Source organism: bacterium, from assembly GCA_030654305.1.
GTDB lineage: Bacteria > Krumholzibacteriota > Krumholzibacteriia > LZORAL124-64-63 > LZORAL124-64-63 > PNOJ01.
In genome coordinates this window covers 1-24,467 of sequence record JAURXS010000245.1, presented here as the reverse complement: position 1 = coordinate 24,467, position 24,467 = coordinate 1, and the positions used below count along the sequence as shown (strand labels likewise).

The 24,467-nt window shown below is 71.9% G+C and carries 20 protein-coding genes; 8 read left to right on the top strand and 12 right to left on the bottom strand.

Features of this window, described 5'->3' with window-relative positions:
• Positions 1-11 precede the first annotated feature (11 nt).
• The 8 genes from Q7W29_06955 to Q7W29_06920 all read right to left on the bottom strand — a co-directional run bounded on the left by Q7W29_06955 (position 12) and on the right by Q7W29_06920 (position 10,790).
• On the bottom strand, positions 12-1,301 hold the full coding sequence (locus Q7W29_06955; protein ID MDO9171554.1) for a Glu/Leu/Phe/Val dehydrogenase: 1,290 nt from the start codon (positions 1,299-1,301) through the stop codon (positions 12-14).
• 31 nt (positions 1,302-1,332) lie between these two features.
• Positions 1,333-4,329 carry a PEP/pyruvate-binding domain-containing protein gene (locus Q7W29_06950; protein ID MDO9171553.1) on the bottom strand — a complete coding sequence of 999 codons (2,997 nt, stop codon included), beginning with the start codon at positions 4,327-4,329 and terminating at the stop codon, positions 1,333-1,335.
• Between the two features lie 34 nt (positions 4,330-4,363).
• Positions 4,364-5,908 carry an aldehyde dehydrogenase family protein gene (locus Q7W29_06945; GenBank protein ID MDO9171552.1) on the bottom strand — a complete coding sequence of 515 codons (1,545 nt, stop codon included), beginning with the start codon at positions 5,906-5,908 and terminating at the stop codon, positions 4,364-4,366.
• A 2-nt stretch (positions 5,909-5,910) separates the two neighbouring features.
• The gene (locus Q7W29_06940) at positions 5,911-7,260 is read right to left on the bottom strand and encodes a saccharopine dehydrogenase C-terminal domain-containing protein (GenBank protein MDO9171551.1); all 1,350 of its coding nucleotides are present in this window, start codon (positions 7,258-7,260) and stop codon (positions 5,911-5,913) included.
• A complete protein-coding gene (locus Q7W29_06935; GenBank protein ID MDO9171550.1) occupies positions 7,257-8,573 on the bottom strand; it encodes a hypothetical protein in 1,317 nt (438 codons plus the stop codon). The genes Q7W29_06940 and Q7W29_06935 overlap by 4 nt, the downstream gene beginning before the upstream one ends.
• A 165-nt stretch (positions 8,574-8,738) precedes the next feature.
• On the bottom strand, positions 8,739-9,296 hold the full coding sequence (locus tag Q7W29_06930) for a hypothetical protein (protein MDO9171549.1): 558 nt from the start codon (positions 9,294-9,296) through the stop codon (positions 8,739-8,741).
• 4 nt (positions 9,297-9,300) lie between these two features.
• Positions 9,301-9,741, bottom strand: coding sequence for a DUF4920 domain-containing protein (locus Q7W29_06925; GenBank protein ID MDO9171548.1), 441 nt, complete (start codon positions 9,739-9,741; stop codon positions 9,301-9,303).
• Between the two features lie 101 nt (positions 9,742-9,842).
• Positions 9,843-10,790 carry an alpha/beta hydrolase-fold protein gene (locus Q7W29_06920; GenBank protein ID MDO9171547.1) on the bottom strand — a complete coding sequence of 316 codons (948 nt, stop codon included), beginning with the start codon at positions 10,788-10,790 and terminating at the stop codon, positions 9,843-9,845.
• A gap of 41 nt (positions 10,791-10,831) precedes the next feature.
• Between Q7W29_06920 and Q7W29_06915 the strand changes: the two genes are divergently transcribed.
• The 4 genes from Q7W29_06915 to Q7W29_06900 all read left to right on the top strand — a co-directional run bounded on the left by Q7W29_06915 (position 10,832) and on the right by Q7W29_06900 (position 14,345).
• Entirely contained in the window at positions 10,832-11,530 is a 699-nt protein-coding gene (locus Q7W29_06915) for a uracil-DNA glycosylase (protein MDO9171546.1), read from the top strand.
• Positions 11,531-11,597: 67 nt separating this feature from the next.
• A complete protein-coding gene (locus tag Q7W29_06910) occupies positions 11,598-12,269 on the top strand; it encodes a polysaccharide deacetylase family protein (protein ID MDO9171545.1) in 672 nt (223 codons plus the stop codon).
• Positions 12,266-13,198, top strand: coding sequence for a glycosyltransferase (locus tag Q7W29_06905; GenBank protein MDO9171544.1), 933 nt, complete (start codon positions 12,266-12,268; stop codon positions 13,196-13,198). Before Q7W29_06910 ends, Q7W29_06905 begins: the two co-directional genes overlap by 4 nt.
• Before the next feature lie 79 nt (positions 13,199-13,277).
• Complete coding sequence (locus Q7W29_06900; GenBank protein MDO9171543.1) at positions 13,278-14,345, top strand: glycosyltransferase; 1,068 nt, start codon at positions 13,278-13,280, stop codon at positions 14,343-14,345.
• A gap of 7 nt (positions 14,346-14,352) precedes the next feature.
• On the opposite strand, the gene acs is transcribed toward Q7W29_06900, so the two are convergent.
• Positions 14,353-16,314 (bottom strand): acetate--CoA ligase, encoded by a 1,962-nt coding sequence (gene acs, locus Q7W29_06895; protein MDO9171542.1) that lies wholly within the window; start codon positions 16,312-16,314, stop codon positions 14,353-14,355.
• A 271-nt stretch (positions 16,315-16,585) separates the two neighbouring features.
• Between acs and Q7W29_06890 the strand changes: the two genes are divergently transcribed.
• The 3 genes from Q7W29_06890 (at position 16,586) to Q7W29_06880 (ending at position 19,035) form a co-directional block, all read left to right on the top strand.
• The gene (locus Q7W29_06890; GenBank protein ID MDO9171541.1) at positions 16,586-16,855 is read left to right on the top strand and encodes an RNA-binding protein; all 270 of its coding nucleotides are present in this window, start codon (positions 16,586-16,588) and stop codon (positions 16,853-16,855) included.
• A gap of 160 nt (positions 16,856-17,015) precedes the next feature.
• The gene (locus Q7W29_06885) at positions 17,016-17,978 is read left to right on the top strand and encodes a hypothetical protein (GenBank protein ID MDO9171540.1); all 963 of its coding nucleotides are present in this window, start codon (positions 17,016-17,018) and stop codon (positions 17,976-17,978) included.
• 241 nt (positions 17,979-18,219) lie between these two features.
• Positions 18,220-19,035 carry a hypothetical protein gene (locus tag Q7W29_06880; protein MDO9171539.1) on the top strand — a complete coding sequence of 272 codons (816 nt, stop codon included), beginning with the start codon at positions 18,220-18,222 and terminating at the stop codon, positions 19,033-19,035.
• Positions 19,036-19,129: 94 nt separating this feature from the next.
• On the opposite strand, the gene ettA is transcribed toward Q7W29_06880, so the two are convergent.
• The 3 genes from ettA to Q7W29_06865 form a co-directional block, all read right to left on the bottom strand.
• The gene (gene ettA, locus Q7W29_06875; protein MDO9171538.1) at positions 19,130-20,809 is read right to left on the bottom strand and encodes an energy-dependent translational throttle protein EttA; all 1,680 of its coding nucleotides are present in this window, start codon (positions 20,807-20,809) and stop codon (positions 19,130-19,132) included.
• Between the two features lie 145 nt (positions 20,810-20,954).
• Positions 20,955-23,342 carry an FG-GAP-like repeat-containing protein gene (locus Q7W29_06870; protein MDO9171537.1) on the bottom strand — a complete coding sequence of 796 codons (2,388 nt, stop codon included), beginning with the start codon at positions 23,340-23,342 and terminating at the stop codon, positions 20,955-20,957.
• Positions 23,343-23,408: 66 nt separating this feature from the next.
• Positions 23,409-23,543 carry a hypothetical protein gene (locus Q7W29_06865; GenBank protein MDO9171536.1) on the bottom strand — a complete coding sequence of 45 codons (135 nt, stop codon included), beginning with the start codon at positions 23,541-23,543 and terminating at the stop codon, positions 23,409-23,411.
• A 288-nt stretch (positions 23,544-23,831) separates the two neighbouring features.
• On the opposite strand from Q7W29_06865, the gene Q7W29_06860 reads away from it, so the two are divergent.
• On the top strand, positions 23,832-24,467 hold a 636-nt coding region (locus tag Q7W29_06860; GenBank protein MDO9171535.1), incomplete at its 3' end, for a hypothetical protein.

Sequence of the window (24,467 nt, the reverse complement as noted above, 5' to 3'; positions counted from 1 at the left end):
GGTCGCCCGGCTCACAGCCAGCCGCGGTCGCGGCAGGCCGACGCCACCCGGTTGATCGCCAGCACGTACGCGGCGTCGCGCAGGGACAGGTCCTGGCGACGCGCGAGGTCGGCGACCGCGATGTAGGCGGCGGTCATCTTCTGGTCCAGCTTGCCCAGGACCTCGTCCATCTCCCAATAGTAGTTCATGTTGCTCTGGACCTGCTCGAAGTAGCTGCAGGTCACGCCGCCGGCGTTGGCCAGGAAGTCCGGCAGGACGGTCACGCCGCGGCCGCGCAGGGCCTCGTCGGCCTCCGGCGAGGTGGGGCCGTTGGCGCCTTCCAGGACGAGGCGGACGCGCGGCTTCACGCGCTCGACGTTGTCGGCGGTGATCTGGTTCTCCAGGGCGCAGGGCATCAGGATGTCGACGTCCTGCTCCAGCCAGGCCTCGCCCGGCAGCGCGGCGTAGCCCGCGGCCTCGGCGCGCGCGCGGTCGATGCCGCCGTAGCGGTCGGTCATGCCGCGCAGCTCGGCCAGGTCGACGCCCCCGTCGCGGCGGTAGGTGGCGGCCTCGCCGCGGCCCTCGTCCCAGCAGGACACGGCCACGGTGCGGCCGCCGATGCGCCCGTACAGCTCGATGGCGTGCTGGGCCACGTTGCCGAAGCCCTGCACGCTGGCCGTGGTGGCGTCGGGACGCACGCCCAGCTCCTTGAGCGCCTCGCGCAGCACGTAGACCAGGCCGTAGCCCGTGGACTGCAGCCGGCCGCGCGAGCCGCCCATGCCCACCGGCTTGCCCGTGAACTGGCCCGGGTGGCGGCCGCCGCGCATCGCCTCGTACTCGTCGAGCATCCAGAGCATGTGCTGCGGGCCGGTCATCACGTCCGGGGCCGGCACGTCGGTCTCGGGCGACAGGTCGCGGCCGAGCTGGCGGACCCAGCCGCGGCAGAGCGCCTCCTGCTCGCGCGGGCCGAGGTGGTGCGGGTCGCAGACCACGCCGCCCTCGCTGCCGCCCAGCGGGATGTCGACCACGGCGCACTTCCAGGTCATCCACATGGCGATGGCGCGCACCGTGTCGATCGTCTCGTGGGGGTGGAAGCGCACGCCGCCCTTGGCCGGGCCGCGCGCGTCGTTGTGGACGATGCGGAACCCCTCGAAGACCTCGACCCGCCCGTCGTCCATGCGCACCGGGATCGTGAAGCGCCGCTCGCGGGCCGGCGTGCGCAGGTAGGCGCGGGTGCCGGCGTCCAGCCCGATCAGGTCGGCGATCTTGTCGAACTGGGACTGGGCCATGGCGAAGGCGTTGAAGGCTCGGTTCGCGGTCATCGTGCACCTCGTGGTTGGTTCGCCGCGCGGTTCAGGCGGACTGCGGCCGCAGCACCACGCCGCGGCGGGAACGCCCGTCGATCAGCACCTGCAGGGGCGCCTCGAGGCGCAGGTGGTTGAGGTGGGCCGAGCGCGCGGCGGGCGCCTGGCCGAGCAGCCAGTCCCAGTCGAGCTTGCCCCCGCCGCTGCTGGCGTTGACGGTCAGGTACCCCACCCGGAACGACGTCAGGTTCTGGAAGAAGTGCGTCCCCTGGCTCGGGGTGACGCGGAAGTCGTCGAGGTCGGTCTCGACGATCACCGCCGCGCCGGAGATCTGCGACCACTCCACCGGGATGCCCAGCCAGCGGTCGCTGGAGCCCCAGCGGCCCGGCCCGATCAGCAGGTAGGGCCGCCCGTCCGCGCGCAGGCGGCGGTCGAGTTCGCCGACCTCCCGGGCGATCTCCAGCGTGCAGCCGCGGTCGAAGCGGCCGGGGTCCACCAGCACCACGTCGTGGATGTCGTCGTAGGTCCCGTTCCCCAGCGCCACGTCCGTGGCGATCACGACGTCGGGGCGCGCGGCCAGGCCGTCGGGGATGCGCGGCGAGGCCATCTCGGCCGCCAGCGGCCGGATCTGCAGCAGCCCGAACTCCGCCGGCTCGTCGCCGGCCGGCAGGTTCGCCGCGAACTCCAGCTCCACGGCGCAGCTCATGCAGCGCCGGCCCAGCTCCAGCAGGAAGACGAGCACGTCGGCCAGGGGGTAGAGGTCCGACTTCAGGACGTGGGCGAAGGTCACCAGGCGGGGCCCCTCCCGCCCCAGCCCGTCGTAGACGGCGTCGTTCTCGGGCGCGTAGACCGAACCCACGGCGTGCAGGGTGCCGTGCCGCTCGGCGACGTCCAGCCCGAGCACGTCCACGTTGGCGTCCTCGCGCAGGGACGGGTAGGCCTCGGGATCGCCCACGTCCAGGGCCTGGAACGTGCGCTGGCTGTTGGCGAGCGTGTCGTCGATGGTCGAGAACTGGTAGAGGCGGCGGGGCGCGCGCGGCGAGAAGCGCAGGCACTGGCCGCCCTCCACCACGGTGCGGCCCAGGCCCAGGGCCACCAGCGCCACGCCGTCCTCGGGGCGCATGGCGTCCGTCGGGTAGTGGTTGGTCGAGTGGGCCACGCCGGCGAAATCGGGGTACACCCAGTGCTCGTGGCGGCGGCCGACCACCTGCTGGATGATCACCCCCATCTTCTCCTCTTCCACCCGGTTGCTCGTGGCGGCCAGGTAGGTCTTCGCGCCCCGGGTGAAGGTCGAGGCGTAGACCAGCTTGATGGCCTGGCACAGCTGGTCGAGGCGCACCGCGAGGTCGGGGTGCGAGTTGGGGATCATGTAGGTCTTGTAGACGCCCGCGAAGGGCTGGTGCTGCGCGTCCTCCAGCTGGCTGGACGAGCGGACCGCCAGCGGGTAGCGCACCTGCTCCAGGAAGATGCGCAGGTCGTCGTGGATGGAGGCGGGCAGCTCCGCGGCCAGGAAGGCCGCGGCGACGGCCCCGTCGTCGTCGGATTGCAGGGCCAGCTCCCGCAGCTGGCCCTGGTCCAGGAAGGCGTCGAAGACGTCCGTGGCGAGGACCGCGGTCGGGGGCACCCGCAGCCGCAGCCCCGGGAACTGCTCGCCGATGCCGTAGCGGCTCAGGACGTGGTTCATGAAGGCCAGGCCGCGGGCCTTGCCGCCGAGCGAGCCGGTGCCCAGGCGCGTGAAGCCGCCGGCCGCGTCGAACTCGCGCCGCGAGAAGTCCGCGATCACGCCGCGCCGGGACTGCTCGCGGTACCAGCCGACCGTCTCGAGCAGGAACTCGCGCAGCTCGCCGGCCGAGGCGAACTGGCTCGCCTTCAGCGGCTTGATCAGGTTGGCCAGGCCGAACTTGGTGCGGGCGCGGAACCAGTTGGAGAACTGGTCGCGGCGCGCGTGGAACAGCAGCGATTCGTCGGGCACGCGGGCGATCTCGCGCATCAGGGCGCGCGAGTTGTGGGCGCGCCCCACCTCGGTGCCGTCGGGCAGGCGGAAGACGAAGTCGCCGAAGCCGAACTCCTCGCGCATGAAGCCGCGCAGCTCCTTCAGCAGGCTGGTCGACTGCTTGTGCAGGAACCGGGCGCCGGCCGCCTCCGCCGCCGCGCGGCCTTCAGGATCGGAAGACTGGATGACCACCGGCAGCAGCGGGTCGTCTTGCTTCAGGCGCCGCACCAGCTCGAGGCCGGCGTCGGCGCGCAGCTGGCCTTCGCGGGGGAACCGGGCGTCGCAGACGGCGCCCAGCAGGTAGTCGCGGTAGCGCCCGTAGAGGTCCATCGCCTGCTCGAAGTCCGTGGCGAACAGGATCTTCGGGCGGGCGCGCATGCGCAGCAGCTTCTGCGACAGGTTGACGCTGTCGGCCATCAGCTCCTGGGTCTGACGCATGACCTCGGTGTACAGCATGGGCAGGTAGGCCGAGTAGAAGCGGACCGAGTCCTCCACCAGCAGGATGCAGCGCACGTCGCTGGTGCGCGTGTCGTCGTCGACGTTCCAGCGGTCTTCGACCTGCTTGACGATGGCCAGGAGCAGCCGCACGTCGCCGGTCCAGATGAAGGAGCGGTCGACGGCCCCGGCGTCCCGGTCGGCGAGCGCCTCCAGCTCGCGGTCGTTGTAGCCCAGCACGACGACCGGCAGGTCGGGCTTGATCGCCTTGGCCCGGCGGGCCAGGGTGCAGGCGTCCATGTCCCCGAGCCGGGTCATGGTCAGCAGCAGGTCGTAGCCGCTGGCCTCCAGGAGGGCCAGCGCCTCCTCGCCGCTGATGGCGCGCCGGATCTGGGGGGCGGCGCTCAGGTTCAGCTCGCGGTACTCCGCCAGCACGACCTCGGTGAGCCGCCCGCCCTCCTCCAGGGTGAAGGCGTCGTAGAGGCTGGCCACGAGCAGGATGTTGCGGACACGGTGCTTGATCAGCTGCTCGAAGCCGGCCTCGCGGTCGTAGGTGATGTCCTTGAGGCGGGACCAGGCCTCCTCGATGGCTTGGTCGCGCGAGGCCCGTGTCGCCATCGTCGCCTCCGTGTTGCACCGCCCGTCGCCCCGGTCAGGGATGGAATTCGACTCCCTGCGCCAGGTGGACCTCGCCGCCCCAGTTGATCGTGTTGGTCTGGCGGCGCATGTAGCTCTTCCAGCAGTCGGAGCCCGACTCGCGGCCGCCGCCGGTCTCCTTCTCGCCGCCGAAGGCGCCGCCGATCTCCGCGCCCGAGGTGCCGATGTTCACGTTGGCGATTCCGCAGTCCGAGCCGCGGAAGCTGGTGAACGTCTCGGCCTCGGACACGCTGTCGGTGAAGATCCCCGACGACAGCCCCTGGGGCACGCCGTTGTGCAGGGCCAGCGCCTCGTCGAAGCCGCGGTACTTCATGACGTAGACGATGGGCGCGAAGGTCTCCGTCTGCACGATCGCCGCGTCGTTGGCGATCTCGACGATCGTCGGCAGGACGAAGGTCCGGTGGCCGAACGGCGGGTCCATCACCTTGCCGCCGTAGACGACGCGGCCGCCCTGCTCCTTCGCCGCCTTGACCGCCGCCTCGTAGTCGGCCACGGCGCCCTCGTCGATCAGCGGCCCCATCAGCGTCGCGGGGTCCAGGGGGTCGCCGATGCGCACCTTCTTGTAGTTGGCGACGAGCTTCTTGAGGAACACGTCGTAGATCGACTCGTGGACGATCAGGCGGCGGGTCGAGGTGCAGCGCTGCCCGGCGGTGCCGACGGCGCCGAAGAAGGCGCTGGCCAGCGCGCAGGTCAGGTCGGCCTTCTCCGAGATGACCAGCGCGTTGTTGCCGCCCAGCTCGAGGATGGTGCGGCCGAGGCGCTCGCCCACCACGGCGCCGATGCGCTTGCCCATGCGGGTGCTGCCGGTGGCCGAGATCAGCGGCACGCGCTCGTCCGCGACCAGGCGCTCGCCGATGACCGCGCCGCGCCCGACCACCGCGCAGGACACGCCCTGCGGCACGCCGTTGCGGCGGAACACCTCGTTGGCGATGTTCTGGCAGGCGATGGCGCACAGCGGCGTCTTGCTCGAGGGCTTCCAGACGGCGACGTCGCCGCAGACCCAGGCCAGGGCGTTGTTCCAGGCCCAGACCGCGACCGGGAAGTTGAAGGCGGTGACGACGCCGACGACGCCCAGCGGGTGCCACTGCTCCATCATGCGGTGCCGGGGGCGCTCGCTCTGCAGGGTCGGGCCGCTGAGCATGCGGCTCTGGCCGACGGCGTAGTCGCAGATGTCGATCATCTCCTGGACCTCGCCCAGGCCCTCGGTGAGGATCTTGCCCATCTCGAGGGAGACCAGCTGCCCGAGCGCCTCCTTCTTCGCGCGCAGGGCCTCGCCCAGCTGCCGCACGACCTCGCCGCGCCGCGGGGCGGGCACCTCGCGCCAGAGGACGAAGGCCGCCTCGGCCTTGCGCATCAGCTTCTCGTAGTCCTTCGCGGAAGCCTGCTCGACGCGCGCGATCACCGCGCCGGTCGTCGGGTCCACGACGTCCAGGAAATCGCCGCTGTCGGCGAACCACTCGCCGCCGGCGTTGGCGCCCTTGAGCTCGCGCCCGAGATCCAGCGCCTTGAAGATCCTGTTCACCTGCTGACGCGTCGCCATGGTCACTCGCCTCCCTCGTCTCCGGTGTCCCGGTCGATACGTTCCGTCTTCTCCTGGCAAACGATGCCGTGCCCCTCGAGCTCGTCGAGGATCGGCCGGTAGAATTCCGCCGTCACCGGTCGCGCCACGCCGCGGGCCGCGATCCCGCCCTCCAGCACCAGGCGCACCCCCACGGCCAGCGGCAGCGAGACCGTGCGGGCCATCGCCGAGTCGCCGCCGGGCTCGCCGTAGGCGACCAGGCTGGAGGTGATCGACTCGCGGCCGCCGTCGGGCAGGGCCGCCGTGAACTCGTGCTTCATCACCAGCAGGTCCCGCTCGCCGGGGGCGTAGACCAGCTTCGCCAGCATGGCGTCGCCCAGGACGTCCAGCGGGCAGCCGCGCTCGCGCCCCAGGGGGGTCTCGTCGCAGAGCCCCAGCCAGCGCAGGTTCGCGACCGGCAGCGCGTCGCGGCACAGGCCCAGGCAGCGGGCGACCGCGGCGTCGGCGGCCTCCCCCGGCGCGGCCCCGGCCAGGCGGCGCAGCAGGTCCGCCGACGTCGCGCCGGCGAGGTCGACCGGCTCGATCCCGAGCAGGCCGAGGCGCCCGTAGTTGTGCAGGCAGTCGCACCAGCCCGGGTTGCGCAGCGTGCCGCGCAGCATGGTGCGGATCCCCTGCAGGCCGTAGATGTCGATGTAGGAGATCGAGTCGCGGTTGGGGTAGGCCTCGAAGTCCCCGGCCCCCTCGACGTGCAGCAGGCGCATGTCGCGGAACAGCCTCGCTCCGGGCACCGTGACCCGCGCGCCGTCGACCAGGTAGTGGGCGTCGTTGCGGCCGGCCATCAGCACGCCGCGGGGCGCCCAGGAGAACTTGTAGCCGAAGGGATTGTCGTTGGCCTCCGGCGCCGGCAGCCCGCCGCAGTACGAGCGGAAGGACAGGATGCGGCCGCCGCGGGCACGCACGCCGTCGATGACGCGCATCGCGGACATGTGGTCGATGCCCGGATCCACGCCGATCTCGTTGAGCAGCAGCACGCCCCGCTCACGGGCGGCGGCGTCCAGGGACGCCATCTCGGGCGCGACGTAGGACGCGGTGGCCAGGTGGCGCCCGGCCTCCACGCAGAGGCGGGCCACGGCGGGATGGAAGGGCGGCGGGGCCAGGCTGACCGTCAGGTCGTGTTCGGCCACCAGCGACGCCACCGCCGCGGTGTCGCGCAGGTCCAGGGCCAGCGCCCGGCCGTGGGGGTGGTCGTCGACCATCGCCGACGCCCGCTCGGGCGCGACATCGCCCTGGGTCACGCCGAAGCCGCGCTCCAGCAGGTAGCGCACCAGCGGCCGGGCCACCATGCCCGCGCCCAGGACCAGCACCTTCTTCATGCGCGGCTCCCGCGTTCGAGGTACCCGGCGAGGTGGGCGTAGCGCGGCGCCAGCTCGCCCCGGTGGACGATCACCGCGCGCTTGAGGTGCGGCGGCAGGTCCAGGTCCACGAACTCGGCCGACCAGTCGCAGTTGCCCAGGTCGCCGACCATGTCCTTCAGCACGGTGCTGAAGTGCTCGCTCGCCTCGCGCGGCAGCTCGCAGGGCAGGTTGTCGACCGCCATCACGGCGATGCCGCGCCCGTCGACGCCGTCGCGCACCTCGCCCGCGACCGGGTCCACCACGTAGCAGGGAACGTCGGGCTGCGTCGCCTTGACGCTGATCTCGATGCTGCCCTCAATGTCGATGCTGATGTCGCCGACGACCTGCAGGCGCGGCTCGCGCCCGTCGCGGAACTGCTCGGCCGCCCAGGCGGCGGTCAGCAGGCGGGGGTAGCGCTCCGTCCAGAAGATGGTGTTGACGAGCAGGTCGAGGTGCGGCAGGTGCTCGGCGAAGCGGCCCTCGTAGCCCTCGGGGCGGTCGTAGTAGTCGTGCAGCTCGAACGGCCGGCCGTCGCGGGTGCGCACCATGTCCTGCTCCTTGAACACGCAGGCGAGCAGGGGCTCCGCCGAGGGCGCGCGCGCTGCGGCCGGCAGGTCCTCGGGAGCGACCCGGGCGACCGGCAGCCAGGACAGGACCGTCTGCACGCCGCGGGCCACGTTGCCATAGCCGGCGACGCCGATCGTCAGCGGCAGGCCCCCGGGCAGCCGCTCGGTGCGCAGCCGCTCGCCGATCCCGCGCAGGTGCGCCTCGGCCTCCGTGAGGTCGCCGTAGGCGTGGGGCGGGCGGATCTCCGCCAGGGGCGTCGCGACGCCGCGCCCCAGCAGGCGCAGCCCCAGCGCGCGCAGCGCCTCGATCGCGCCGGCGTAGCCGGCGTGCACGCTGAAGAAGATCAGCCGGCGGTTGTGCTCGTCGGCGATGCACTCGTAGTCCACCAGCGTGCAGCCTTGCCGCAGGTACTCGCGCAGCAGCGGCATGTTGCGCGCCTGGCCCTTGATGACGTGCGCGAAGTTGACGTACACCCGGCCCGGGCGGTACAGCGCCGGCGGGATCTCCTTCACCGCGATCACGATGTCCGCGTCCAGCGCGGCGTCCGAGACCTCGATCCCGGCCTCGCGGTACTCCCGGTCGGTGAAGACGCGGATGGGCGACGGCTGCACGACCAGGCGGTGCCCGAAGCAGGCCTGGATGCCGGCCGCGTCGGCCGGCGTCAGGGGGACGCGTCGCTCCCACTTGCTCTTGTCCTCGAGTCGGATGCCGATGGTGGCGGGCAAGGCGGACCTCCGGGTGGCGGCGTCGGCGCCGCGGGCGAGGGGGGACGGGCACGGGCCAAACTAGGCAGCCGGAGCCGCCAGCGTCAACCCGCGCGAGACGGGGCGTGGAAAAGACATGGAAAAGGCGCCCCCGGTCGGGGGCGCCTCCGGCCGCCGCGCGGGGGTTCAGCCCCGGCGCGCGAGCACCGCGTAGACGACCGGCAGCACGATCCCGAGCAGCATCAGCACCCCGCCGCGGCCGACCAGGCCCTTGCGGCCCTTGACCAGGAAGATGCCGGTCACCGCCAGGACGATCAGGACAGCGGCGTAGGCGTCGGCGATGCCGGTCCAGGGCGCCTTGCCCTTGTTCAGGTGCATGAAGTTGACGTCGTAGAGCAGCGGGCGCTTCTCGTTGCCGCGCCGCACGACCTCGCCGGTCACCAGGTTCACGTCGATGGTCCCGTCCTGGACGAAGACCTGCAGCACGTCGCGTCCCGCCCGCCAGGTCTCCTTGACGGGCTCCTGCAGGGCGAGGCGTTCCAGGACCAGGGGCGCGACCACTTCGGTCTCGCCGTCGCCGGGCGGCTCGATGCGCGAGTTCGCGACGTAGGACGCGTGGCTCGGGTCCCAGTGGTGGACGTGGTTCACGGCGATGCCGCTGATCGCGTACACGAGGGTCAGGCCCACGGCGAAGAAGCCCAGCTCGCGGTGCAGCCAGCGGCAGACCTTGCGGAATCCGTTCACGCGCCTACTTCCAGTCGCACACGGCGCCGGAAGCGAACAGCTCGTAGACGGTCGTGCACTGGACCTCGGGCTCGCCGGCGCGGGTCGCGTCGCACTTCTTGGCGGTGTCCTCGACGCGGTTGGCCTTGAACACGCCCTCGGCGCGGACCTTCTCCCCCACGATCTCCTTCGGGAAGATGATGACCCCGTCCTCCACCTTGACGCGCAGGGTCTGGCCCTCGACGTCCGAGGCCAGGGACAGCCAGCAGCCGCGGTGGGCGCAGACGCCGACGACCGTGCCTTCGACGACCAGGGTCTTGCCGACGTACTGGTCGGGGTGGGCCAGGACCGTGCCGATGGGCGTCGCCTCGTGCGCGGCGACTCCCTTGCCGTAGACCTTCTCCTTGGCGACGGCCGGCGCGGCGGCGATGGCGAGCAGCAGCAGGGCGATGACGATGCGACGCATGGAGGATCCCCCTCGATCGTGGTGGTTGGTCGTCCCGGAACGGGAAAGATGCGCCTCCCTCAACGCGCGGGCAAGCCCGACCCTGCGGGGGGATCGCGAAATCAGCCGGCCAGCACCGAACGCAGCGTCCCGGGCAGGGCCTGCCGCCAGTTGACCCAGTTGTGGCCGACGTGGCGCTCGACGGCCCGGTGCTCGCAGCCGGTGGCCAGCAGCGCGGCCTCGAGGCGGCGGTGGCAGGGCAGCAGCCACTCGAGGGTCCCGCACTCCAGGTGCCAGCGCAGCCCGCCGCCTCGGCCGGCCAGGATCTGCCGCCGCAGCCACTCCCCCCCGGCGAAGGGGTCGGGAGGCGCGTCCTCGGGCGCGATCAGGAAGGCCCCGCTGTGCGCCGCGACCGCCGTGAACAGGTCGGGCCGCGCCAGGGCCAGGTCGGCGCCGGCCAGGGCGCCGAGGCTGGCGCCCAAGAGGACGCGCCGCCCGTCGCAGTTCACGCGCGCCTCGGCCGCCGGCAGCAGCTCGTCCAGGACGTGGGCGCGGAAAGGCGCGCTGAATATATAGTCACGGCTGCGCCGCTCGGGGTGGACCAGCAGGTAGTGCGCCGGCGGCACCTCGCCGCGCGCGGTCAGCAGGTCGACGACGGGGCCGAGGCGCCCGTGTTGCCAGTAGGACTTCCCGTCCTGGACGATGACCAGGGGACCGGGGCGGTCGGGGTCGGCGGCCGAGTAGAGGAAGGCGCGCCGCTCCCGCCCCGCGGACCGCGGCCCCGTCCGCAGGCCCTGCAGGCGGTGCGCCGCCCGCGCCGTCGCCGCCGCCACGACGGGGTCGACCAACCAACGAGGCCCCGCCAGCCGGCAGGCGTGGCGCCACCAGGGGTTTCCCGCCGGCACGCCCGCGGGATCGGCGCACGGGGCGCCGGCGGCGTCCAGCCAGGCGTACTCGAACCAGGCGTCGTCGGGCAGCGTGAACGGCGCGAGCTCGGCGACCGGCAGGGGCCGGCGCCGCCAGTCGTGCAGGTCGCTGAGCAGGTGGGTGGCCCCGCTCGGTGGGTGCAACGCCGCTTCCAACCCGTACCCCGTTCGGCTAGGATGCCGCCATGGCGACAGCGAAGTTCGACCCGGCCCCGGCGGAACTGCTGGGCTGCCGACGCTGCCCGCGCCTGGTCCACTGGCGCGAGCAGGTGGCGCGCGTCAAGCGGCGCGCCTATCTGGAGTGCGACTACTGGGGCCGGCCGCTGCCCGGTTTCGGCGACCCCGAGGCGCCGGTCTGCCTAGTCGGCCTCGCGCCCGGCGCCCACGGCGCCAACCGCACCGGCCGGATGTTCACCGGCGACGCCAGCGGCGCCTTCCTCTTCCCGGCCCTGCACCGCTGCGGCTTCGCCGACCGGCCCGCGGGCACGGGCCGCGACGACGGCCTGCGGCTGCGCGGGCTCTGGATCACCAGCGCGTTGCGCTGCGTGCCGCCGGACAACCTGCCGACCAGCGAGGAGCTCCGCCACTGCCGCGACTGGCTGGCCCGCGACCTCGACGGGCTGCGCCGGCTGCGCGTGATCATCGGCATGGGCCGGATCGGCCACGACGCCGTGCTGGACCTGATGGTCTCGCGCGGCGCCCCGCTGGTCAAGCTGCGCCACCGCTTCGCCCACGGCGCGCAGTCCGAGCTGCCTGACGGCACCCTGCTGCTGGACACGTACCACGTCAGCTTCCGCAACACCAACTCCGGACTGCTGACCCCGGGGATGCTCGACGCCGTGCTGCTGAGGGCGCGGGAACTCGGCGGCCTGCCGCCGCCGTGACGGGAGCATGGTGGTGCGCCCCGTCTTTACGGGCTATCGTGGAAGCGCCCTTCGGGGGGGAGGACGGATGCGGACCATGGGCTTGACCACGCGCCTCGCCGCGCCGCTGCTGGTCCGCCGGCTGCCGGCGGCGGCCGCCGACGCGGTGCTGCTGACCTTCGACGACGGCCCCACCCCGGACGTCACCGGCGGCGTGCTGGACCGCCTCGCCCGGCACGGGGCGCGGGCGGTGTTCTGCATGGTCGGGGAACGCGTCGCCGCCGCGCCCGAGTTGGCCCGCGCCTGCCGCGACGCCGGCCACGGCCTCGGCAACCACTCGCACGTCCACGACATGTCGCGGCTGCCGTCGCCGGCCGCCTACCTGCGCGACATGGACCGCTGCAGCGCGGCGATCCGCGGGGCGGCCGGCTGCGACCCGCAATGGTTCCGCGCGCCCGGCGGCCGCCTGCACCCGGCCAGCCTGCTGGGACCGCGCCGCCGCGGCCTGCGCCACCTGCACTGGTCGGTGGACCCGCTGGACTGGTGCTGCCGCACCCCGGAGCAGGCCCGTGAGACCGCGCGGCGGCTCGCGGCCGAGGTCCGCGGCCGCGACATCGTGCTGCTGCACGAGTACGATGCCCTGATCCACCTGCTGCTCGACGAGCTGCTGCCCGCCCTCGCGGCGCGCGGCTTCGACCTCGCCGGCGGCCTGACCGCGCTCGAACACCGCCACGGCTCGCCCGGAGGACCCGCCACGTGACCCACGTCTCGATCGTCGTGCTGACCTACCGGCGCCCCGAGGCGGTCCTGTCCCTGCTGGACGGGCTGTCCCGGCTGCGCGACGCCGACCACGAGGTCATCGTCGTGGACAACGGCGGCGGCGACGGCGCCGCGGCGGCGGTGCGCGCGGCCCACCCCGGCGTCCGGCTGATCGTCCTGCCGGAGAACGTCGGCGTCGGCGCGCGCAACCGCGGCCTCGAAGCGGCCCGCGGCGACATCGTCGTCACCCTCGACGACGACATGGTCGATTTCGACGACGCCGACCTCGCGCGCCTGCGCACCGCGTTCGCGGCGCGGCCCCGCCTCGGCGCCCTCTGCTTCAAGGTGACCTGGCCCGGCACCGACCGCGTGCGCGACTGGGTGCACCGCCGCCCCGTCGCCGACGCCGACCAGTCCTTCCCGACCTACGAGGTCACCGAGGGCGCCGTGGCCTGGCGGCGGGACGCGCTGCGCGAGTCCGGACCCTACCGCGAGGACTTCTTCATCAGCCACGAGGGGCTCGACCTCGCCTACCGCCTGCTGGACCGCGGCTGGGAGATCGTCTACGACGGCGGCGTCGTGGTGGGCCACGACCACCGCGCCACCGGCCGGCCCGGCTGGCGTCGCTACTACTACGACACGCGCAACCTGATCTGGATCGCCGTGCTGCACCAGCCCGCCGGCTACGCGGTCGGCTACCTGGCCCGGGGCCTCGGCGCGATGCTGGTGTACAGCCTGCGCGACGGCCAGCTGCCGGCCTGGCTGCGGGCGGTCCGCGACGGCCTGCAACGCGTGCCGGAACTCGGCCGCGAGCGCCACGTCTGGTCGGCGGCGACCCGGGCCTACGTCGCGGCCGCCGACGCGCACCGCCCGGGTTTCTGGTCGCTGGCGCGGCGCCGCCTGGGACAAAAGGGCTTCAGTCTGGAATGACGGGACCGATACCAACGCCTGGACCGGCCGGTTCGCCCGGCACATCGAGAATCCGGGAGCTGACGGGGGAAGTCGGATCGTGACCTCTGCGCGCGAACCTCGGCCGGAACTGACGGTCGTCATGCCGATCCGCAACGAGGCGGACCAGATCGGGTCCGTCCTGGACCAGCTCCACGCGCAGTCGCTGACGCCGGACCGCTTCGAGATCGTGGTCGTCGACGGCATGAGCGAGGACGGCACCCGCGAGGTCGTCCTGGCCGCGATGAAGCGCTACCCCGGGATCCGCATGTACGACAACCCGCGCGGCCTGTCGGGCATCGCCCGCAACATCGGCGTGGAGCACGCCCTCTCCCCGTACATCCTGTTCGTCGACGGCCACTGCCGCCTCGAGAGCCGCGAGATGCTCGCGACCGCGCTGGCCGCCTTCCAGCGCGGCGAACGCTGCCTGTCCCGCCCCCAGCCCCTGATCGAGGGCGGCGGGCGGCCGTTCCAGACCGCGGTCGCCCTGGCGCGGGGGTCGCTCCTCGGCCACTACGCCGGCTCGAAGATCTACCAGGCGGAGGACCGCCACTGCAACCCGCTGAGCGCCGGCTGCGGCTACACCCGCGACCTCTACCTGGAAATCGGCGGCGTGGACGAGAGCTTCGATGCCGGGGAGGATCTCGAGTTCAACCTGCGCGTCCACCAGCGCGGGGTGGAGGCCCTGCACTGCCACGACCTGGCTCTGGCCTACCTGGCGCGCCCCACCTGGCGCGACCTGTTCCGCCAGCTCTACCGCTACGGCCACGGGCGCGCCCGCATGGCGCGCAAGCACCCGAGCTCCTTCTCGCCCCTGGCCACGGCCGTGTCCCTGCTGAGCCTGTGGCTGACCTGCCTGCCCGTGCTGGGAGCGGTGTGGCGGCCGGCCTGGCAGCTGTGGTTGGCCACCGCCGCGCCCTACGCCGTCGTGGTCGTCGCGACGGCGGCCTGGCTGGCCCGCGGGCGCGGCTTCCGGTTGTGGCTCGCGACGGCCGCCTGCTTCCCGGCGATCCACTTCGGCGCCGGGCTCGGCTACGTGTCGGGTCTGGTCGGCGGACCCGCCTGGCGTCACGCTCCCGCCCGCAAGCCCGCCGCCGCGGCGGCGTCCCCCCCCCCGCGGCCTTCCTGACCCCCGCTCAGCCCTGCGACCGCCACCGTCGGTGCGCGGCGATCAGCTCGTCGACGACGCCGGGTTCGGCCAGCGTGGTCGTGTCGCCCATGCCGTCGTACTCGCCGGCGGCGATGCGCCGCAGGATGCGCCGCATGATCTTGCCGCTGCGGGTCTTCGGCAGCCCCGGCACCACGAGGATGGCGTCCGGGCTCGCGATCGGCCCGATCACGTGCCGCACCTGCTCCTTGAGCACGCCGACCAGCTCGTGCGCCTCCATCTCCTCGCCCTCGGCGTTGACCAGCACGTAGGCGAAGATGCCCTGCCCCTTGATCTCGTGCGGGTAGCCGACCACCGCGGCCTCGGCGACCACCGCGTGCGCGACCAGCGCGCTCTCGACCTCGGCGGTGCCGAGGCGGTGGCCGCTGACGTTGATCACGTCGTCGACGCGGCCGGTGATCCAGTAGTACCCGTCCTCGTCGCGGCGGCAGCCGTCGCCCGTGAAGTAGTAGCCCGGGTACTGCGTGAAGTAGGTCTCGTGGAAACGCTCGTGGTCGCCGTAGACGGTGCGGGCCTGGCCCGGCCACGTCCGCTCGATGCAGAGGTTGCCGGCGACGCCGTCGCCTTCCAGCTGTCTGCCCTGCTCGTCCATGAGCAGGGGCTTGATGCCGAAGAAGGGCAGCGTGGCCGAGCCGGGCTTCAGGGGCGTGACCCCGGGCAGCGGCGAGATCAGCACGCCGCCGGTCTCGGTCTGCCACCAGGTGTCGACCACGGCGCAGCGCCCGCCGCCGACCTGGTCGTGGTACCAGCGCCAGGTCTCGGGGTTGATGGGCTCGCCGACGGTCCCCAGGATCCTCAGCGTGTCGCGGCGGCTGCCCGCCAGGAAGCCGTCGCCGCAGCGGTGGACCGCGCGCAGCGCCGTGGGCGCGGTGTAGAAGATGTTCACGCCGAGGTCGTCGACGATCTGCCAGTAGCGTCCCGCGTCGGGGTAGGTCGGGATCGACTCGAACATGACGGTGGTGGCCCCGTTGGCCAGCGGCCCGTAGATGATGTAGGAGTGGCCGGTGATCCAGCCGATGTCCGCGGCGCAGAAGTGGACGTCGCCGGGGTGGTAGTCGAAGACCAGCTTGTGGGTCATCGCCGCGTAGACGAGGTAGCCGCCGGTGGTGTGCAGCACGCCCTTGGGCTTGCCCGTCGAGCCCGAGGTGTACAGGACGAACAGCGGGTCCTCCGCCCCCATCCACTCCACCGTGCAGGTCGAGCGCTGCTTGCGGCACTCCTCGTCCAGCCAGAAGTCGCGGCCCGCCTTCATCGCGACCTCGGCGTCCGTGCGGCGCGCGACCAGCACGGTCGTCACCAGGTCCAGCCCGTCCACCGCGCGGTCGACGGTCTCCTTCAGGCGCAGCCGCTTGCCCCCGCGCAGCCCCTCGTTGGCGGTGATGACCAGCTTGGCGCCGGCGTCGAGGATCCGGTCGCGGATGGACTCGCTGCTGAAGCCGCCGAAGACGATCGAATGGACGGCGCCGATGCGCGCGCAGGCCAGCATGGCGACGGCCAGGTCCGGGATCATCGGCATGTACAGGCAGACCCGGTCGCCCTTCTGCACGCCGTGGTGCCGCAGGACGTTGGCCACGCGCGCCACGCGGTGCTTGAGGTCGCGGTAGGTGATGCGCTCGTACTCGCCCGGCTCGTCCTTCGCCCAGATGATGGCCGTGCGGTCGCCGCGCTCCTTGAGGTGCCGGTCCACGCAGTTGTAGCAGGCGTTCAGCCGGCCGCCGAGGTACCACCCGAAGTCCACGTTCTCGTAGTCGTGGTCGAAGACGGTCCGCCAGGGATGGAACCAGTCCAGGATCGCGGCCTGCCGGCCCCAGAACGTCTCGGGATCGTCGAGCGACAGGCGGTACAGGCGCCGGTACTCCTGCATCGAGGAGATGTGGGCGCGTGCGACGATGTCGGGCTTCGGCTGGATGAGATCGCGGTCGCCGGACATGGGTGCCTCCGGGCGGGATCGGGTCGGCGGTTCCGAATGAAGGCGAAAGATACTCCGGATTCGGGCCGGCGTCATCCCCCCGACCGGCCGGCCGGCACCGTCGCCGGCCGCGGCGGAATTCTCGCCCGAGTGGCTTGTGGATCATCGGCCTGCGCGATAGATTTCGGGGCGTTCCCGCGGCCCCGCCGCGTTCCCGTTTCCGCCAGAGACTGCGCTCCGGTTCCCCACAAGTGGTCCCGCCGTCGGTCCCGGCTAGCAAAAGGATGATCCCGTGAAGATCTACGTGGGCAATCTCAATTTCCGCTCCTCCGAGGAGGAGATCCAGGCCCTCTTCGCCACCTACGGCCAGGTCGAGGACGTGACCCTGATCACCGACAAGGAGACCGGCCGCCCCCGCGGCTTCGGTTTCGTGATCATGGCCGCGGACGACGCCGGCCGCCGCGCCATCGACGAGTTGAACGGCAAGGAGTTCGACGGCCGCGCCCTGACCGTCAACGAAGCGCGCCCGCGCGAGCCGCGTCAGGAGCGGTCGGGCTGGTAGGCGCGCCGCGTTCGGCACGCCAGGACGAACACGGCCCCGGTCCCCGCGGACCGGGGCCGTTCGCCTGCCCCGCTCCCCTCGACATCGCGGGCAACTCCGCGAACCGCGGTGCGTCCTCACCTGCGATTCTCGGCTCCAACCATCGCTCCGGAGGTCCGCCATGACCGCGCCCCGACTCTCCCGCTCCCGTACCCCGCTGTTCGTCCTGCTGCTGTCGCTCGCGGCGGCCGCGCCCGTGGTCGCCGGCTCCCTGGACCTGCCCGTGCGCGGCGCCGGCCTGTCCTTCGGCAACTCGCGGTCCTTCACGGGCCTGCGGTTCAACTTCCGCGACCGCGACCTGCAGACGATCCGGGGCGTGACCGTCACGCTGTGGGCGCCCGCCCGCGAACCCACCGGCCGCATCCAGGGCCTGAGCCTCGGCCTGGCCGGCACGGCCGCCGACGAGATCGACGGCATCACGCTCAACCTGCTGGGCTGCGGCGCGGGCCGCGTGCGCGGCGTGGCGGTCGGCGGCCTGGGCGCCGGCGCCGACGATTTCACGGGGCTCGGCCTGGGCGGGCTCGGGTTCGGCGGCGAAGACCTGACGGGGATCGTCGTCGGCGGGCTGGGTCTCGGCGGCGACCGGCTGACTGGCGTCATGGTCGGCGGCCTGGGCGTCGGCGGCGAACGGATGACCGGCGTCATGGTCGGCGGCCTGGGCGTCGGCGGCGAACGGATGACCGGCATCATGGTCGGCGGTCTGGGCGTCGGCGGCGAGGACCTGACCGGTCTGTTCCTCGCCGGCCTGGGCGTCGGCGGCGAGCGGATGACCGGCCTGCTCCTCGCCGGTCTCGGCGCCGGCGGCGAGAGCCTGACCGGCGTCGCCGTCGCCGGCGGCGGCCTGCACGCCGACCGGTTCGCCGGTCTGGCCGCCTGCGGGGCCTACCTGCGCGGCGACGTCCTGACGGGGGTCGGCGTCGGCGCCTACAACCGCTTCGACGTCGGCGTGCAGGGTCTGCAGATCGGCATCGTCAACCACGCCGCCGAATTGCACGGGGTCCAGATCGGCCTGCTCAACCACGCCGGGAACAACCGCCGCGGCGCCCGCTGGCTGCCGCTGCTGAACCTGCACCTCGGCGATTGAAGCCGGCTGAAAATCGCGGCCGGGGTCTTGCGCCGCGATATGCGTATCCTTACGTTGTTGTCAGCTGACAGACGGACGGAAAGGTGCAACAACTTCTTCATCGATCCCTGAGTTTCCGCGCGTTTCCAGTCGACTCAACAGCCTAGGGGGGGCTCCGGCTCCCCCTTGACTGTGTCGGCTTCTTGTTTTTCCTCAAGTTTTCAGCTATCATGCCGAATCCGATGCATCCAGGAGGGTTTCCATGCACCTGATCCGAGCGATCCTTCTGTCCATCCTGCTGACGGTGGCGGCCGCCGCACCCGTCGCGGCCCTGGACAATGTCCTGTTCCTGCACCATTCCACCGGCCGCAACCTCATCGACGAGGGCGGCATGCGCAGCACGATCTCGCTGCTCAACCAGAGCCGCGGCACGCCCGTGCAGTTCTGGGACCACGACTACAACGCGATCGGCCTGCGCGCCCCCGACGGCGCCTACACGGGCGAGAGCTACGACATCCCCGGTGACAACACCGACCCCGACGGGTTGTACACGCTTTGGACCACGCCCAACGGGGCCCGGGCGTCGATCCTCGAGAACCACCAGGTGATCGCCTTCAAGTCCTGCTACCCGGCCTCGGACGTCGGCAGCGACGAGGAACTGCAGCAGTACAAGACCTGGTACCTCGCGATGCGCGACGTGTTCGACGGGCACCCCGACAAGATCTTCGTCGTGGTCTCGCAGCCGCCCCGGCACCGCCTGATCACCGACCGGGACGACGCCGCCCGGGCGCGGGCCTTCGCCGTCTGGCTGGGCAGCGCCGAGTTCCTGGGGGGGCACGACAACCTGCGCTATTTCGACCTGTTCGACCGCTTGGCCGTCCCCGACAACGGCACCGCCACGGCCAACATGCTGCGCTGGGAGTACGAGCGGTCGCACACGGTCGACGACTCCCACCCCAACGCCTTCGCCAACCTGACGATCGGGCCGGACCTCGCCGCCTTCCTGATCGAGGTCGCGGGCAGCGTGACCCCCAACAGCGTCAGCAGCTGGGGCGAGGTCAAGGCCGCCTGGCGCTGACCGCGGACCACGGTCCAACAGCAGAGCCCGCGCCCCCTCGAACACGGGTTCTTGGGACGCGGGCTCTTTCGCTGCGGGCCGGCCCGTCGGCGGGTCAGCCGCGGATCAGCTTCTTGTAGCGCAGCCGGTGCGGCTGGTCGGCGTCGAGGCCGAGCCGGGCGTGCCGGTCCTCCTCGTAGTCCGACCAGTTCCCCTCGAACCACCGCGCCTGGCTGTCCCCCTCGAAAGCGAGGATGTGCGTGGCGATGCGGTCGAGGAACCAGCGGTCGTGGCTGACGACCACCAGGCAGCCGCCGAACTCCAGCAGCGCGTCCTCGAGCGCGCGCAGCGTGTCGACGTCGAGGTCGTTGGTCGGTTCGTCCAGGATGATCAGGTTGGCTCCGGACTTCAGCAGCTTCGCCAGGTGGACACGGTTGCGCTCGCCGCCGGAGAGGACGCCCATCTTCTTCTGCTGGTCGGCGCCGCGGAAGTTGAAGCCCGAGCAGTAGGCGCGGGAGTTGATCTTGCGACCGCCGAGGTCCAGCTCCTCCAGGCCCCCGGAGATCTCCTCCCAGACCGTGCGGTCGTCCTGCAGGTCGTCGCGCAGCTGGTCGACGTAGGACATCCGCACCGTCTCGCCGACGCGCAGCTCGCCGCCGTCGGGCTGCTCCTGCCCGGTGATCATGCGCATCAGGGTCGTCTTGCCGGCCCCGTTGGGGCCGATGACGCCCACGATGCCGCCCTTCGGCAGGTGGAAGGAGAGGTCGTCGAAGAGCAGCTTGTCGCCGTAGGCCTTGCGCAGCGCGGTGGCCTCGACCACCACGTCGCCCAGGCGCGGCCCGGGCGGCAGGGAGATCTGGGCGGTGCCCTGGCGCAGGTCGCGCTCCTGGGTCACCAGTTCCTCGTAGCGGGACAGGCGGGCCTTGCTCTTCTTGTGGCGCGCGCGGGCGGGCGTGCGCACCCACTCCAGCTCGCGCTCGAGGGTCTTGATCCGCGCCTCGTCCTGCTTCTGCGCTTCGGAGAGCTGCTTGCGTTTCTGGTCCAGCCACGAGGAGTAGTTGCCCTCCCAGGGGATGCCGTAGCCGCGGTCCAGCTCGAGCACCCAGCCGGTGACGTTGTCCAGGAAGTAGCGGTCGTGGGTCACGATCACCACGGTCCCCTCGTACTCGCGCAGGTGCCGCTCGAGCCAGGCCACCGACTCGGCGTCGAGGTGGTTGGTGGGCTCGTCCAGCAGCAGCATGTCCGGCTTCTGCAGCAGCAGCTTGCAGAGGGCGACACGGCGCACCTCGCCGCCGGACAGCGTCTCGACCTTGGCGTCGCCCGGAGGGCAGCGCAGTGCGTCCATCGCGATCTCGAGCGTGCGGTCCAGCTCCCAGCCCTGCTGGGCGTCGATCTGGTCCTGCAGCCCGCCCATCTCGTTCATCAGCGAGGTCATCTCGTCATCGTCGATCGGCTCGCACATGCGCATGCTGATGGCGTTGAAGCGGTCGATCTTCGCCTTGAGGTCGGCGACCGCCTCCTCGACGTTGCCGCGCACGTCCTTCGTGGGATCCAGCGTCGGCTCCTGGGGCAGGAAACCGATGCGGATCCCGTCCGCCGGGTACGCCTCGCCGATGAACTCCTGGTCCACGCCGGCCATGATCCGCAGCAGCGTGCTCTTGCCCGCGCCGTTGAGGCCGATGACGCCGATCTTGGCGCCCGGCAGGAACGACAGCCACAGCCCGCGCAGGATCTCGCGATTCGGCGGGATGACCTTCTTCAGGCCGATCATCGTGAAGACGTATTGCTGGGCCATGGGCTCCTCGCGGGTTCGGGTGGGACGCTTCGCGGCGACAGGATAAGCGCCGGGAGCCCCGCGCACAACCGCCCGTACGCCGCCCGGCGCGCGAAGGGCCCCGCGCACGGTCGTGCGCGGGGCCCCGGGACCGCGGCGGCGGGGGCTACTTCACCAGCAGCAACCGCCGGCTCAGGACCTCCCCGCCCACGGACAGACGCGCGACGTAGGCGCCGGCGGCGGCGACGCGACCCGCGTCGTCCCGGCCGTCCCACGTCGCCTCGCGGCGTCCCGCCGCCTCGACCACGCCGGTGCGCAGGGCGCGCACGAGCCGGCCCGCGACGTCGTAGATCCGCAGCTCGACCCGCCCGGCGCACGGCAGCTCGTACCGCAGGGTCGTGGCGGGGTTGAACGGATTCGGGAACGGTTCGTGGAACTGCAACCGCCCCACCAAGGCGGGCGGCGCCGCGACGGGCACGCCCTGCCGGACGTTCAGCCGGCGGTCGGCGGCCAGACCGGTGACGATCTGCTGCTGCCCGTCGGGCCAGCGGATGCGCACGGTATCGGCGATCGCGGCGCCGCCGAGACCGAACTCGACCGTCGGCGACTCCTGGGACAGGTAGCCGGAGCCGGCCTGGACCTCGCGCATCTGGCGCACCCCGCCGGCGGTGAGCCAGACGCGGGCGCCCACGGCCGAGGTGTTGCCGCCGGACGCGGCGAGATCGAGATGGAGCCAGTGGTTCCCCCCGGCCATCCCGTTCAGCAGCAGGCCGCTCGGGCCCCCGTCGTTGGCGACGTAGGCGTCGAGGTCGCCGTCGCCGTCGAGGTCGCCCAGGGCGACGCCTTCGGCCGCGCCGTTGGCCGCCTCCAGTCCCAGGGGGACGCGGGTGAACGTGCCGCCGCCCTCGTTGATCAGCACGCGGTCGGGATCGCCGTGCCGGGCCAGGTAGAGGTCCAGGTCCCCGTCGTTGTCCAGGTCGCCCCAGGCGACCCCGCGGCCGTGGCCCGCGTCCCCCAGGGCCGAGCCGACGATCAGCGGCCAGGTGCCGCGGTCGTTGCGGATCAGCAGGTCGGCCTGGCCGTCGTTGGCCACGTACAGGTCGAGGTCCCCGTCGTTGTCGTAGTCGCCCCAGGCCGCGCCGTGGCCGTTGCCCACGTCGGCCAGCACGCCCGTGCCGGTCGCGTTGTACCAGCCCAGGGTGCCGCCGTTCTGGAAGAGGCGGTTGGCGCTGTAGCGGTTCGTCAAGTAGACGTCCTGGTCGCCGTCGTTGTCGTAGTCGCCCCAGGCCGCGCCGGCGCCGTTGGCGGCGTCGGCGACGATCCCGCCGACGCTCATCATGAACCAGGCGACGCCCATGTCGGCCACGCCCCGCAGCAGGACGTTGGCGCCGCCGTTGACCACGTACAGGTCCAGCATGCCGTCGCGGTCGTAGTCGGCGGCGGCGACCGAGGTCCCGGCGCCGGTGTCGCCGGCGGGCCCGAAGGTGGCGTCGAAGTAGCCGCCCGCACCGTCGGCGCGCAGCAGCAGGTTGGACTGGGCGTCGCGCACGAGGTAGACGTCGCGATGGCCGTCCCCGGTCACGTCGGCCCAGACCGCGGACATGCCCGCGCCGGCATCGCGCAGCAGGGCGTGGCCGCCGGGCGCGAAGTCCAGCCCTCCCCCGTTCGTCAGCAGGGTGTTTTGCCCGTTGCGCACCGAGACATAGATGTCCAGGTCGCCGTCCTCGTCGGCGTCGACGATCGCCACGCCGCGCGCCGCGGCGCCGGCCAAGGCGAGATCCGCGTCGGCCGCCGCCGTGAAGGGGCCGTCGGTGTACAACCCCGACAGCGTGACCTCCCCGTCCTGCGCCAGCTGCGCCGTCACCACGGCGGGGACGGGCTCCGTCCAGCCGGACACCTCGCCCCAGGTCAGGGCGTACTCGCCGGTCAGGAACACGCGCACGACCCGGTCGTCGGCGCCGCTGAGCGAGAAGCCGCCGGGACCGGTCAGGGTCCACGGCGCCGACAGCCCGTCGGGCTGCGCGTCGACCGTCAGGACGCCGGCGTACTCGGCCACGGCTTCGGCGGCCTGCAGCACCGCCCGGTTCAGGTCGCTCTGCACGAAGACGATCACGCCGAGACGCTCGGGATTCCACGACGGGTCGACGGCGAACGTACGCTTGACGACGACCGACTGGCCGGGCGTCGTCAGCGTGAAGGGCTCGCCCGCCGGCACCGCGCGCACGAAGTTGGGATACTCGGGGCGGGGCAGCGCCTCGTACACATAGAAGCGCACCAGGTTCGAGCTCGTGGTCACGGTCGAGGCCACCTGGATGGTGGCGGATACCGACCCGCTCAAGCCGACGACCTGGAAGCTCGCGGCGATCGTCAGGGGCGAGGCGACGCCCAGCCTGTTCTGCACCAGGGGCTGGTAGGTGTTGAACATGCTGCCGCTGGGCATCCCGCCGACGGAGCTGATCACCCCGTCGAACATGGCCGTCGGCGTCCCGGTCAGTCCGTAGTAGAGGAACCGGTCGTGCCCGATGCCGGTGCCGGTGTCCCAGGTCAGCGGCACGAACTCGGTGCTGTCGTAGGCGGCGAGCAGATCATGGAATCCCGCGACCGCGGAAGGGCAGTAGGGTCAGCCGGCCGAGGAGAACAGTTCTCCCAGGACCGTGCGGGGCGCCGCCCGGGCGGCGTCGGCGAGGCCGCCGGCCAGGATCAGACCGGTGGCGAGAACGAGCACGAGGGAGCGGGAAGGATGCCTGGATTTCATGGAGCCTCCTCCTGGAAACGCGGGGCGCGGGTGACGACTTCTCGAATCATAGCATCGAGTTAGGCGTTCCGGCAAACGTTCCCTCAAAATACCTAAAATCGCGACATTTCTGATGAAAATTAACTTTCTGGACGCGTCATGGATATGCTAGAATCTCGTCATCCCTGGATAGTTTCTTGCTGTTTCATGTCGTATGGCAGGAAGAGCGGAATTCAAGAGGGGTTCAGTAAGCCGCACGAAGCGAGGGCCGAAGGCGGCGGGTCGTCAACCAATTCGAGGGGGACTTTCATGAGGACAGGCAAATTGATGCTCGCGATCCTGATGATCCTGGGCCTCGCCGTCGCGGCGAGCGCCATGGACAAGGACGAGGCCCTGCACGGACCGACCGCCTACGTGCCCGAAACTGTGGGACCCGCTCTGGTCGTGGGTCAGGACTGCACGCAGCCCATCGTCATCTCCAGCCTGCCGGCCAACCTGACCGGCCAGACCAACTGCGGCATGGGCAACACCTACTCCGCCACTTGCCTGGGCAGCTACGACGGCGGCGAGGACGTCATGTACCGCCTCGACCTCGCGGTCGAGACGACGGTCGACATCGTGCTGACCACCACGAGCACCTGGACCGGCATGCTGCTGGACAACAACTGCCCGCCCGACGCCAGCGGCTGCATCGCCTACGTCGGCAGCAGCACCGGCAACAAGACCATCGCCGACAAGACGCTGGCCGCCGGCAGCTACTGGATCATGATCGACACTTGGCCGTCGCCGAACTGCATCCCGACCTTCTCGCTGGCCATCACCGAGGACGTGCCGCCGCCGCCGCCGCCGGCCAACGACGTCTGCGCGGGCGCCATCGACCTGCAGAGCTTCGACACCAACGTCTTCACGGTCGACCTCTGCGCCGGCTACACCAACAACTACGAC